Origin of the sequence: Mycoplasma sp. 'Moose RK' (assembly GCF_015708155.1) — a bacterium.
Classification (GTDB): Bacteria; Bacillota_I; Bacilli_A; order Mycoplasmatales; family Metamycoplasmataceae; genus Mesomycoplasma.
In genome coordinates, this window is sequence record NZ_JADDYD010000001.1 from 170,876 (window position 1) to 183,575 (window position 12,700).

General features: G+C 26.8%; 12 protein-coding genes. 5 read left to right on the forward strand and 7 right to left on the reverse strand.

Annotated elements, in window-relative coordinates:
- Positions 1-120: 120 nt before the first annotated feature.
- The 4 genes from nrdE to IM807_RS00690 all read right to left on the reverse strand — a co-directional run bounded on the left by nrdE (position 121) and on the right by IM807_RS00690 (position 5,014).
- Entirely contained in the window at positions 121-2,262 is a 2,142-nt protein-coding gene (gene nrdE, locus IM807_RS00675) for a class 1b ribonucleoside-diphosphate reductase subunit alpha (RefSeq protein ID WP_196362663.1), read from the reverse strand.
- A 1-nt stretch (position 2,263) separates the two neighbouring features.
- On the reverse strand, positions 2,264-2,719 hold the full coding sequence (nrdI, locus tag IM807_RS00680) for a class Ib ribonucleoside-diphosphate reductase assembly flavoprotein NrdI (RefSeq protein ID WP_196362664.1): 456 nt from the start codon (positions 2,717-2,719) through the stop codon (positions 2,264-2,266).
- On the reverse strand, positions 2,720-3,763 hold the full coding sequence (gene nrdF / locus IM807_RS00685; protein WP_374958956.1) for a class 1b ribonucleoside-diphosphate reductase subunit beta: 1,044 nt from the start codon (positions 3,761-3,763) through the stop codon (positions 2,720-2,722).
- A gap of 474 nt (positions 3,764-4,237) precedes the next feature.
- Entirely contained in the window at positions 4,238-5,014 is a 777-nt protein-coding gene (locus IM807_RS00690) for an amino acid permease (RefSeq protein ID WP_230861144.1), read from the reverse strand.
- Between the two features lie 27 nt (positions 5,015-5,041).
- On the opposite strand from IM807_RS00690, the gene IM807_RS00695 reads away from it, so the two are divergent.
- From IM807_RS00695 to IM807_RS00710, 4 genes are all read left to right on the forward strand, one after another.
- Positions 5,042-5,470 (forward strand): amino acid--tRNA ligase-related protein, encoded by a 429-nt coding sequence (locus IM807_RS00695; protein ID WP_308699296.1) that lies wholly within the window; start codon positions 5,042-5,044, stop codon positions 5,468-5,470.
- A 131-nt stretch (positions 5,471-5,601) separates the two neighbouring features.
- On the forward strand, positions 5,602-6,525 hold the full coding sequence (locus tag IM807_RS00700; RefSeq protein ID WP_196362665.1) for a putative cysteine peptidase: 924 nt from the start codon (positions 5,602-5,604) through the stop codon (positions 6,523-6,525).
- Positions 6,526-6,627: 102 nt separating this feature from the next.
- On the forward strand, positions 6,628-6,951 hold the full coding sequence (locus tag IM807_RS00705; RefSeq protein WP_230861146.1) for a putative cysteine peptidase: 324 nt from the start codon (positions 6,628-6,630) through the stop codon (positions 6,949-6,951).
- Between the two features lie 28 nt (positions 6,952-6,979).
- Positions 6,980-8,653, forward strand: a complete 1,674-nt coding sequence (locus tag IM807_RS00710) for a hypothetical protein (protein WP_196362666.1) — start codon at positions 6,980-6,982, stop codon at positions 8,651-8,653.
- Between the two features lie 12 nt (positions 8,654-8,665).
- Here IM807_RS00710 and rpsO read toward each other — a convergent pair whose 3' ends face one another.
- The gene (gene rpsO / locus IM807_RS00715) at positions 8,666-8,932 is read right to left on the reverse strand and encodes a 30S ribosomal protein S15 (protein WP_196362667.1); all 267 of its coding nucleotides are present in this window, start codon (positions 8,930-8,932) and stop codon (positions 8,666-8,668) included.
- Positions 8,933-8,934: 2 nt separating this feature from the next.
- Here rpsO and IM807_RS00720 point away from each other — a divergent pair, with 2 nt between their 5' ends.
- Entirely contained in the window at positions 8,935-9,117 is a 183-nt protein-coding gene (locus tag IM807_RS00720; RefSeq protein ID WP_196362668.1) for a hypothetical protein, read from the forward strand.
- Positions 9,118-9,690: 573 nt separating this feature from the next.
- On the opposite strand, the gene IM807_RS00725 is transcribed toward IM807_RS00720, so the two are convergent.
- Together IM807_RS00725 and IM807_RS00730 are read right to left on the reverse strand one after the other, a co-directional pair.
- Positions 9,691-11,058, reverse strand: a complete 1,368-nt coding sequence (locus IM807_RS00725; protein WP_196362669.1) for an APC family permease — start codon at positions 11,056-11,058, stop codon at positions 9,691-9,693.
- 85 nt (positions 11,059-11,143) lie between these two features.
- Entirely contained in the window at positions 11,144-12,652 is a 1,509-nt protein-coding gene (locus IM807_RS00730) for an LppA-related lipoprotein (protein ID WP_196362670.1), read from the reverse strand.
- Between the last annotated feature and the right edge of the window lie 48 nt (positions 12,653-12,700).

Sequence of the window (12,700 nt, forward strand, 5' to 3'; positions counted from 1 at the left end):
AATAAAAATTACTTAAAAAATTTATATGCTCATGAGACATGTTTTGAACAGTTTTTTTAAAATTTTAGAAGTAAAAATTAAAAAACTAGAACAGCAACTCAGTTGTTTAGAAATTATTTTTTAAATTAAACAAGACTCACAAACTTCGTAATTTTCCGAATTCTCAAGTACATCTTGGCGAATTCTTACATAATAAATTGATTTGCAACCCTTTTTAAAAGCATGAATATAAGCGCGATTTAGATCTCTTGTAGTCGCTTTATCAGTCAAAAATAAAGTCATTGAAATTGCCTGATCAACATGTTTTTGGGCTTCAGCGACAATGTTAATTATTGGAATTGGCCCTAATTCATAAGCGCCTTGAGTATAAAAATCATAAGTTTTGGCACTTAATTTATATGAAGGCACATAAATTCTTCCCAATTTTCCTTCTTTTCGAACTTCAACCGGGGCAACAACTGGTTGCAATGAGGGCGTGCAAGAAGTTAAATAGGAAATTGAACCAGTTGGCGCAACTGCAAGTAGGTGGGAATTGGCAATTCCGGTCTGCTTAATTTGTTCAACTAGTTCAATTCAGTCCTGTTGTGAAGGAATTTTTACTTGATAATTTGCAAAAATTTCTTTAATTTTTGCAGTTTTTGGCAAAAATTCTTCCAAATTAGCTTTAGTATATTTGTCAAAATAAGAACCATCAGCAAATTTGGTTTTTGCAAAACCAAAAAAAGATCCAAATTTTTCAGCTAATTTTGCTGATGCTTTAAAAGCGGAAAAAGCGAGGCAATAAAAGAAAATATTAGTAAAATCAGTGGCTTCTTTTGAATCATACATGATTTGATTTTTGGCTAAAAAACCGTGTAAATTCATTGCTCCAAGCCCAATTGCATGATTTAAATTATTCCCATTTTCAATTGAAGGCGCAGCTGATAAATCAGAATTTCGTGAAACAGTATCAAGCGCTGAAATTGCATAGAACACCATTTTTTCAAATTCAGAACCTGATTCCATTGCTTTATCAATGTTTAACGATCCTAAATTACAACAAATGTCTTGACCAACTTCTTTAAAATTAAGGTTAGCAAAATATTCGCTTGGAGTCGAAGGTTGCGCAATTTCACTACATAAATTCGACATAACTACTCGATGTGGATGGGCATTTTCACGATTGACAGTATCTTCAAACAAAATGTAGGGATAACCGCTTTCAAAGTGAAGTTCAGCAATTGTTTTGAACAATTTTCTTGCTGAAATAAAGTTTTTTTTAATTTTTGGGTTTTCAAGCATTTCCTGATATTTTTCAGTGATTGAAATATCACTGAAAGCACAGCCATAAATTTTTTCAACATCATAAACAGAAAAAAGTGCCATTTTTTCGTTATTTTTTGCTAATTCAAAAGTAATATTAGGAATTATTACTCCAAGCGAAAGTGATTTTATTCTGATTTTTTCATCAGCATTTTCCCTTTTTGTGTCCAAAAAAGCCAAAATATCAGGATGATGCACATTTAAATAAACAGCTCCAGCTCCTTGGCGCTGACCAAGCTGGTTTGCGTAGGAAAAAGAATCTTCAAGAATTTTCATCACTGGAATTACACCAGTTGCCTGATTTTCAATGTTTTTAATTGGCGCACCTTGTTCACGTAAATTTGTCAAAAGCACACTAACGCCACCGCCACGTTTTGAAAGTTGCAAAGATGTCGTAATTGCACGGGAAATTGATTCCATATTATCTTCAACTCTGATCAAATAACAGGAAATAAATTCACCTCTTTTTAATTTTCCAGCATTCAAAAAAGTCGGTGTTGCGGGCTGAAAACGGCCAAGCATAATTTGGTCTAAAATTTGGGCGGCACTTTCAAAATTACCTTTTCCTAAGAATAAGCTATTTAACAAGGCGCGGTCTGGAAAATGTTCAAAATAAGTCGAATTATCATTAGATTTTAGTGCATAGGAAGAATAAAATTTAAAAGCGCCCATGAAAGAAGGAAAAAAGTGGTTGTAACTTCAAGCTTTTTTGTTTAGTTCTTCAATTTCTGCAAATGAATATTGATTAATGATTTCAGGATCATAGTAATTTTCGTTGATCAAAAAGTCAATTCGTTCTTTGAAAGAACTAAAGTTTTTAAATCTTGGATTTATATGTTCCAAAATGTAATTTTGGGCAGCTAAAATATCAAATTTGTTTGCTTCTGGGTTTTTTGCAAATAATTTTGCTTTCGCATTCAAACTAATATAAGTTTCTGATTTACTATTTTGTTTGTTCATTTTAGTTGCCTCAAAAATTTTTTAAAATTTTTTTTACTTCAAAAACATCGGTTTTTGTGCCCAAAAGTTCAAATTGATATAAAAAAGGAACCTGTAATTTTTTTGATAAAATTGTTCCCGCAAGACCAAAGGTATCACCAAAATTTGTATTGCCTGAAGCAATTACACCGCGGCAAAAACTACGATTTTCGGGGTTATTTAAAAATTTTATCACCTGTTTTGGGACTGCTCCACTAGTCAAACCTTTGCCGCCACTATAAGTTGGGCAAAAAAGTATATAATCCTGATTTACACTAAGATTTTCTTCAATTTCGACAGGAATTCTTGCGTTTTTAAATTCAAGTTTTTGAATAAATCTATGAGTATTATTTGAAATTGAAGAAAAATAAACAAGAAAAATTTCTCCTTTTGGTTTTTTAAAGTTTTTAAAAAGTGGATTTTCATTCTGTTTTTCCATTTAAAATTCCCAATCTTCATCTTCGGTTTCTTCAGCAAGCGCCATAACATAAGAAGAACCATTTCCAGAAAAAAAATCATGATTTTCATCAGCGCGAGCTGATAGTTGGCTTAAAATTTCTGGTTCGATTTCAGTTTCTTCTTTTGAAAAAGGCGAATCATAACCTAAGTTTTGGAGAAATTTCCCGGCATTATATAAACTAAACTTTATTGCTGATTTAGCAATCCCAATTTCAGAATAAAGATCATAAAGATAGTCTTTTTCGAGTTCAATTAATTTATAAAGGAGGTCAAACACGAAATTTTTGATCTCCTTTTGTTTTTCAGGATCTAATTTTTCTACCTTTTTTTGAAATTTATAACCAGAATAATAATTATGAATCACTTTATCGCGCAAAATTAATCTGATAATATCAGAAGTATTAGGCAATTTTGACCTTGCAGAAAGGTAAAACGGAAGGTAAAAACCACCATAAAGCAAAAAACCCGGCATTAAAGCAGCAGCTACTTTTGATTTTAAGGGATCAGAATCTATGTAAAAAGGGATTAAAATTCTTGCTCTTTTTTGTAATTTTTCGTTATTAATTACTCAATTGTGCGCTTCTTCAATTTCTTCACTTGAACAAAGAGTGGAAAAAATTGAACCATAAGAACGAGCATGAACTCCCACCATAAAGGCAAAATTAGTATAAATTACTTGTTCATGATCAGTTAAGGCGTGTTTTATTTGGGCTACATCACCAATTGTGGCCTGAATTGTATCTAAAAGTGTTAGTCCGGTAAAAGTACGAGTTATAATTTTTTTTCAAATTGGGCTTAAAGTTCTTCAGGACTCAAGATCATTAGAAAGTGGAATTTTTTCCGGAATTCAAAAATTTTGGACAACACGAGTTCAAACTTCAAGATCTTTTGGGTCATTGATGATATTTCAATTAATTGAACGCATTTTGCCTGAAAAATTTTTTAGGGCAAATTCAAGCGGTGATACTGATTGATTATAGTATTCATTTTTCAATTTTAGCCTGTTAGTTTGGTGCATAAGCATGCCTTTTCTAATACTTTTTATTAATTTTATAGGTGGATTTTTTGGGTAAACAATTTAAAAAAATTAGAATTAAATCGTAATTAAATCATAATTTTTTTAAATTGTTTAGAATCTTAATTTTACCAAAAAAATTAATTTTTTTTTAAAATTATTTTTTTGGTAAAATTAATGAATTTTTTTGAAAAATATTATTAGAATTTGAACAAAAAGTTTATTTTTGCGATTTAATTTTACGTTCAAAAGATAGGGTAAATTAAAAAAAGGAGGAAAGGTACTGAAATTATAAAGGAAAATTTTAAAATTTCAGTATTCAGTAAGAAAAAATCAAAAATGAGGACGAGGATCATAAATTGAGTAAAAAATAAATTAGTTAATTGGTGGAATCTAGTTTTGAAAGTAGATGAAATTGTGGTTTTACTATTAAAAGTTTTACATCTTTTAGTTTTTGAAAGTTAGTTTTTGAGAAGCATTAAATTAATTTTTATTAATATTTTGCGTATTGTTTTTACTTTTTTGTTTGCTTAAAAAAGTAAAAAATCGCACAAAATAACCAAGCGCCATTGCACAAAAGTAGCTAATTAGTGGAATAAAATCTATTAGAGTTATTTTTTTTGTACTAGTGAATGGCATTTGTGAAAAAACAAGTGTAAAAATTATTGTTGCCATTCCTAAAAAGTAAATTAGCGTTTCTCAAAGTGAAATTGATTCAGTTTTTCGGTATTTTCAAATTAAAACTGTAAAAATTGTAAGTAGGTATTGGATTAAAAAAGAAATATTTCCGGCCTTTAAAATTATTCCAAAAGAATTTTTTAAATTTGCAATTTCGGGAATAATTGTAAAAATTAAGCCAGAAATAACAATAATTACAACTGATAAATAAATTGCATTTTGATGCTCGTTGTGTTTGTTTTTTTGAAAAAACAACAGGTATATAACCATTTCGGCAAGTGGCGCAATAATTCTTGTTCGTGGTTGGACACCACTAATTGCTGCTGACATTCTATTGAATGCAAGCCCAATTGCAAAAAGCAAACCTCCAGAAGTGCCTCAAAGTGTTTTATAAACATTTTTTAGTCCAAATTCAGAAAGATAATTTTTCCCAAGCCCTAAAAATATAATATAAAAAACAAAATAACTTGAAATCACAATTAAAAAAATCAAAATAATAATTTTTCTAAACCTATTTGTTTCAACATTTTTTGAAATTGTTGCTAAAGATTCAAAACCGCCATAAGAATAAATAAATGACAAAATTTTGAATTAGATTCACAACAAAATTTAACTCCAGTTCACCATCCTTTTACTAATCCAACTTCAGAAACTAGACATTTTTTGGACTTAGATACAATGAAAGTTCGAGCTGAAGCCTGTGATTTAGTGCTTAATGGTTTTGAACTTGGTTCAGGTTCAATTCGCATTATTGATTCTGAATTACAAAGGAAAATTTTTAAAATTTTAGGTCTAAATTCACAGGAAATTAAAAGTCAATTTGGCCCTCTTTTAAAAGCCTTTTCCTATGGAGCCCCACCTCATGGTGGTTTTGCAATTGGTCTTGATCGACTAGTGATGTTGCTTAAACAAGCTGATTCAATTCGCGATGTCATTGCTTTTCCGGTAAATTCCAAAGGTTTTGATTTATTGCTTAATTCACCAGGCAAAATTGATGAAAAAATTCTTACTGATTTTAACTTAAAACTTAAAAACTAATAATAAATTCAATTAGTTTTTCAAAAAAAAAAAAAAAATGGTTAATGCTATAATTTAACCATATAAAATAACAAAAAAATCATAAACTATTGTTTTTTAAAAAATAATTTATAAAATTAGGAAAATTAAAGATGATACGCTTATTTGAAAATATTGTTATGAAAGTAGATCAAAACAAAATCATTTTGAGTCAACAACAAATAGATTTTTTTATTAAAACATCCAAAGTAGAATTATTAAAAAAAACTAATACATCTCAGGATTTTTTATATTATAAAGTTTTAAGAAATATTTTCAATCAACCAATATTATTTTTGCAATTTATTAATCATTATTTGATAATAACTCCTGAAAATTATGAAACTAACGAAATTGCAAATTTTAATTTTGATAAGGAATTATTTGATAAAAATAATGTTGTTTACATGCCCGGATTTTCATTGCATTATCAAGTTGATGATGAATATTTTGGGTTAATTTCTAAACAAAAATTAGATGAAAGAATAGTTGAGGTTATAAAGAATCAAAAAGATATATATTTAAATGCAACTGGGCAGAATACAAGAAAAAATAAGGCTAAAAAAGAAGAATATTTTAATTATAAATTTCGTATAAAACGAGGAATTGAAAATCCTGAAGAAATAGCGACAAAAGCTGAAAAAGTTAATAATCTTTATTCTTTTAATATTCCTATTCAAAATTCTTGATGATTTAAGGTAAAAGATTCATATTCCAAACTTGGTTATATAGAATATCAAAATGATTCTAGAACCGTCGGACTTTGTGAATACATTGTTATGTCTTTAATGTTAGAATATGCTGAAACATTCATTGCATCTGGAATATTTAACGATGAAGAAATTGATAGATTCTTTGATATAAAAATTAATTATTCTTATAATTTAAGTGATGGTGTTGCAGAATATAAATATTATAAAAATAAATATTTTAGCGATGGAGCTACTACATATAATTCACTTCCAGTTCAATTGTTTGAACTTAATGAAAAATACGAAAATGTTAAGTATGCTTTTTATTTTACTAATACATTATAAAAATTTCTAAAAGGAAAGGAAATAAAAAATTACGTCACAACTGACTATTCTGCTAGTTGAATGCATTCAAGTAACCCCGAAACTTTTTTATTAAAAAATAGAATGCCAGTTATGTTATCTTTTGCTAATTTTAATGTTGGCCATAACATTCTTTTATATGGTTATGATTCAGATACAGAAAAATATCTTGTAAATTTTGGATGACCAGGTTTTTCTAATTTACTCATTTCTAAATGAGATATTTGAAGTTTTTGATCACTAGGTTATTGATGATCATTTAAAATAGATGATGATTATATAAAAAATCATCCACCTAAACAAAAATTATTAAGTGCAAATGGTAATATTTATTCATATCCAAAAATCTTTGAAGAAGGATATGAAATTGATAGAAATGGTATTTTAATTAGAAATTACGACATTTAATTAATGCAGTTAAATTTAGGTATTTTTAATGAAAAAAATAAAAGAAAAAAAATTCACAAGTTTATTAATTGTTTTAAAATATTTAAAAACTAATTTTCAAAAAAATTGATTTTTATCATTTTTCTTTATAGTTTTTTCAATTCCTTCAGTTTTACTTTTTTTGTTTTTATGAGAACTTGATAAAAAATTTGATTTGCCCATTTATAATTCACAAAATCAACAAATAACTATTGTGAAAAAAAATGGAGAAGAGTTCAAAAATAATGAAATTTCAGAAATAAAAAACTTAAATTCTGTTAAGTATGTTTCAAATGGCGAATCAACACTAGATTTTGGCGAATTTACCAATAAAAACTCTGTTAGTTTTAATCATATACCAACTAAAATTTTGCCAGTTGAAATCAATCATTTTTTTAAAAATGATATGAAAAACTATACTAATTTTCAAGGTAAATTTCTAGAAAATGATGATCAAATAATAGTTTCACGAGATTTTGCTAATTTAAATAAAGTTAAAATTGGTGATTATATTGATTATAAATATTGAATATCAAATTTTTCAACTAATAAAAGGGAATTAATTTATACTAAAAAATTTCAAATTGTAGCAACAGTAGGGTTTGCTAATGATCATCCAGATTTTCTTGTTTTAATTTCCAATAGTAGTTATAAAAACCTAGTTAAAAATATTTTTGATAAATCAAAAACATTTTTCAATCAAAATCAAGTAGAAGTTCAAGGTCAAACTAGGTTCTTTGAATTTTTAATTAAAAATTTAGTATATTATAATGCAAAAACAACAAACACTAAAAATACTGTTGATTTTAAAATTTTTGGACTTTATGCTTTAAATTCTAATAAAAATTTTAGTCTTGATGAAAAAGATAAAGTGCTAAAAATAGGTCATTTTAGTAAAAATAAAAACGAAATTCTTGTTAGTCAAAATTTAATTAAATATTTTAGTAAAAATTTCAATTTAAATTTAAATCTAGGAGATGAAATAACTTTTAAAATAGAAAATATTAATTTCTTATTTTTCAAAAATCATCTTTTTACTTTTAAAATTAGTGGAATTCTTGAATCTGATGAAATAAATAAAATAGAATTTAACAAAAACATAGTTCAGTTTTTTGCTGATTCAATAAATGAAAATCAACCTTTAAAATTAAATGTTTTTTATGATCCAAGTGAACAAAATGGCAAAAATTTGTTGTCAAATCTAGAAAAAAAAGGATTTAAATTGGCAACAAAAATTGAATACGGGATTCATAGCGGAGTAGCTTCTGGTATTTTGCCAATGATTTTAGCAGTTACAGCAATTATAATCTTACTTTTAACTGTTGTTATTGTTTTTGTTTTTACCTTGAGAAATTTCAAAATAAACAATGAAACTAATCAGTGTTTTTCTGTTAATATAAGTAAAAAAATATTGTTTAAAAAAGAAAATTTATATTGAATTTTTATTCAATCACTTATTTTTATTATTACTTTTTTAGTTTTTCTTATTTCAATTAAACTGCCATTTTTTAGTAATTTTTTTATGTACAAACCAATAAATTACATAATTGGTCGTATTAGTTTAGATCTTTTGTGAATTTTATCATTTTATATTGCATTTTCTACAATTATTTTTAAAATCATTACTTATTTTAAAAATAAGAAAAAAAGTATAAATAAAATCAAAAAACTAGCATCAAAATAATTATAAAAAAAATTATTTTCGAATATCTAAAGCTTTAATTGCCTCTTTATAAACATCAAAATGTTTGTTTTTGAGGTAATTTAAAAGTTTTTTACGTTTGTTAACTTTAGCAATAAAACCACGCATTGAATGTTTGTCTTTTTTATTTTTTGCAAAATGAACTTTTAATTTTTCAATATCTTCGGTTAAAATCGCAATTTGTACACTAGAATCTCCGGTATTTTTTGCATTTTTACCAAATTTTAAAATTAATTCTTCTTTTTTTGATTTTAAAACCAATAATGGCACGTGGAGGAATTAAATTAATTGGGGCTACCACAAATAATGAATATCGACTTTATATCGAAAAAGACGGTGTTCCTTGAACGGAGAAAGCAGAAAGTGGAAATTTCTGAACCTTCAAAAACAAAGAATTTGTCGAAGCAAGCAAAAATTTTAGACTTGATTTATCGGGATTTTTGTAGGCTAGCAAAATTTAGAGCTCCATTAGTTAGAAAATTACATATTCTTCAAGACTTTTATCTAATTTTTTTCTAGCTCTGCCTGAACTGGGTCGATAATTTCACCTTGATCCAATTTGTAATTAATCATATTCCAATTGACTGAATGCATCTTTCCAGAAAAATTTTTTTAGTGCAAACTCAAGTGGAGAAACTGACCGATTATAGCAATCATTTTTTGAGTTTGTCTTATTAAACTGGTTCATTTTACCTCTTTTTTTATAGCTTTTATTAGTAATTTCTAATAGTTAATTAGTAATAAAATAATTTTTTGTCAATTTAAAAGTTTTATGATATAATTAAAAATATTAAAAATTAGAAAATGTATTAAGCAAATTAAATTCAAGGAGGTTTCAAAAATTACTTAAATTTAAATTTTTTTAAAATTTAAGTAAAAATTATAGAATTAAGAATGAGAACGAGGATCACAAACTGAATAAAAATTAAATTGGTTAACTGGTGAAACCTAGTTGTAAAGATCGATGAAATTGTTGTTCTTCTAGTAAAGTTGTTGCATCTTTTAATTGTAGTTGAAGGTTAATTTTGCGAAATTTTCTTTTTCTTGCGTGAATTTATTCAATAATTCATGAAACGAATTAGATATCCTAAAATTATCGAGCAAAAATAACTAATTAATGGAATGAATAATTCTAAAGTTATTTTTGTGTCATTTGTTCCGCTAATGAATGGCATTTGTGAAAAAATTAGTGTGAAAAAAATTGTAATCATTCCTAAAATATAAATGATTGTTTCTCAAATTGGGATTTTTTCTGTTTTACGATATTTTCAAACTAAAACTGTGAAAATTGTGAACAAATATTGTATTAAAAATGAGATATTTCCTGCTTTTAAAATTGTGTCAAAAGAATTTTTTACTTCAAGAATTTCAGGAATAATTGTGAATACTAAACTGGAAGCAACCACAATTGCAACTGATAGATAAATTGCATTTTGATATTCGTTGTGTTTATTTTTTTTGGAAAAAACAGCTGGTAAAAAACCATCTTCTGCAAGCGGCGCAATAATTCTTGCTCTTGGTTGAACACCACCAATCGCTGATGACATACGATTAAATGCCAAACCAATTGCAAAAAGCGAACTTCCTGCGGCACCCCAAACGTACTTGTACACCTCTTCAAGACCAAATTGCGATAAATAATTTTTGCTCAACCCTAAAAATATTATGTAAAAGACAAAGTAGCTGAAAATTACAATCAAAAAAATTAAAATAATAATTTTTTTGAACCTTTTAGTTTCAATATTTTTTGAAACTGTCGCCAGGGATTCAAAACCACCATAAGAATAAATAAAGGATAAAATTGTCGTTGAAAGTGTTAAAATGCTAATAGGCGCAACATTTTTAAATGTTTCACCATAAGCGTTGTTTGATTTGCTAATTAAATAAATTATCAACCCAAATCCAACAATTAAAGTCAATCATTTAAAAATCCCAGTTATTAAAATAATCCATTTCGATAGCCTAAACCCAAAAGCGCCGACCAAAATCAATAAAATATAAACAATTAGTGATACTGCAACATAAATTCACTTGTTTTTTGGGTCAAAAGTGCTTAGAAGTGTTGAAAAAAACAGTGGATTTGTGGCTGAAAACAAGATTATTTGTGCAATTTGGTTTCAGCCTTGAAAAAAAGTCAACTCTTTTTTAAAGGTTTTTTTAGCATAAGCATAAGAACCGCCAACTTCATCCTGGTATTTTTGACCTGCGCGTGCAAAAGCAAAAATAACTGCTAAAGTTATTAAGGAGGTCAAAGTAAAAACTAAAATTCCCCAAACCCCTTGCTTAATTACGCTCGAAATTGTGCTAATAAAACCAAAGCCAACAATAAAATTAATACCGTAAAAAATAAATTGTCTCTCTGTGAGAGTATTTTTTGTTTTTTCCATTTTTTTTCCATTTTTTCCAATTTTAAAAATGTTGTGAATAATTTTATCACTTTCCTAGTTAAATTATCCTACAAAATCAAATTTATTATTTCATTTGGCGGTTATTAAGATCAAAAAATCCATTGAATTCATAGGTTTTTGTATCGCCTGGTAAAAAATCCCGGTTTTGCGATGTTAAGGTTTGATTTTGCGCCAATAAAGAAGTTTGAAATTTGAATTTTCATGATATTCTATTTTCCCCTTCTTTTTTTAATTCCAAATTTTTTATTAAGTTCTTTGAATCTAGATCAACATATTGAATTTGTGGGAAAACAATTCAATTTTTATTCACTACAGATTCTGTAATTTTTAAAAATTTTTCTCCATTTTTTTTCATTTTAACTCTGATATAAAGGTGTTTTAGCAAAATTTTTAAAAAATCATTTTTGGTAAATTCACTTACATTTTGCCACATTTTTAATTTTTTATTTATTTCCTTTTTCATGAGTTCCAATTCAAGGTTGTTTGTAGCAGTTTCAATTTTGTAATCTAAATTGTCATTTTTTGCCATTCCAGAAAATTCAATTTCTTTTTCTGAACCTAAAGAATTTCATTTTTCTTCTTTATCAATTCTTCAAAGCTGCAATTTTAATTTTAACTTCCCATTTTGGTCATCAGGAACAGCACCCACAACATTAAAACTGTATTTTTCCTCATCACTTTGAGGATTTTTACTTTTTATTTCAAAAAAAGAATCCTTAAGTCCGAGTCCAAAATTTCGTCCTTTAACAATAAAATCTAAATCATTGAAAAAAGGTGATAAAATTGAATCATCATTGCTGGAATTTGTGAGCGCAAACGCAAGAAAAGAGGGGAAAATTTCATTAAAATTTTCGGGCAATTTTTTAGTTACAGTTATAAAATTTTCACTAGTTTTTTCATAAAAAACTACTACTTCCTTCGTTGAACTAATTTTCGGGTTTTCCTTAAGCGTAAAAATTATTTTTACTCTTTCAATCGGTGATTTTTCGGAATTTGCACTAATTGCATCGGAAAAATCCAATTTTAGGTTATATTTTTTTTCATTAAATTCAATAGGGTCAACCAAACTTTGATAAGAAAGATTTTTATAATCATTTTTTGCATTGTAAATCAAAGTAAGCGGAGTTAATTGTTGTTTTGACGTTGTAACATACAAAACATTAGGAAGTTTTTCAAGGTCATTTTTGAGTTGCGCAAAACTTTCTGCATTATTTTGCGCATCACTTGGTAGTTCAAGTTTTTTAATTAGAATTGGATTTGTTGGAGTTTTATTGGTTTTTGGATTTTTTGGCACTATAGACGTTTTTGGCTTATTAATTTTTTTGGGAACTTCAGTTTCAGGAATTTTTAGTTCCTTTTCAGCTATGATTTTATTTTCAAAACCATCAGGAATATTTATTTTTTTCTCTTTTTCTGGCTTAATTAGATTATCATCTGCTATATTTTTTTTAGGATTATTAGTGTAATCATTTATTTTTTTAGTTTCAGGAACTTTTGAAATAATTTTGCAAGAAACAAAAAAAATCATGCAAAAATTTGGAATCAGAATAAATAAGATTTTTTTCTTTTTCAAAATCCACATAATAATAAATTTTACTTAATTTTAATTTTTTTAAAAATA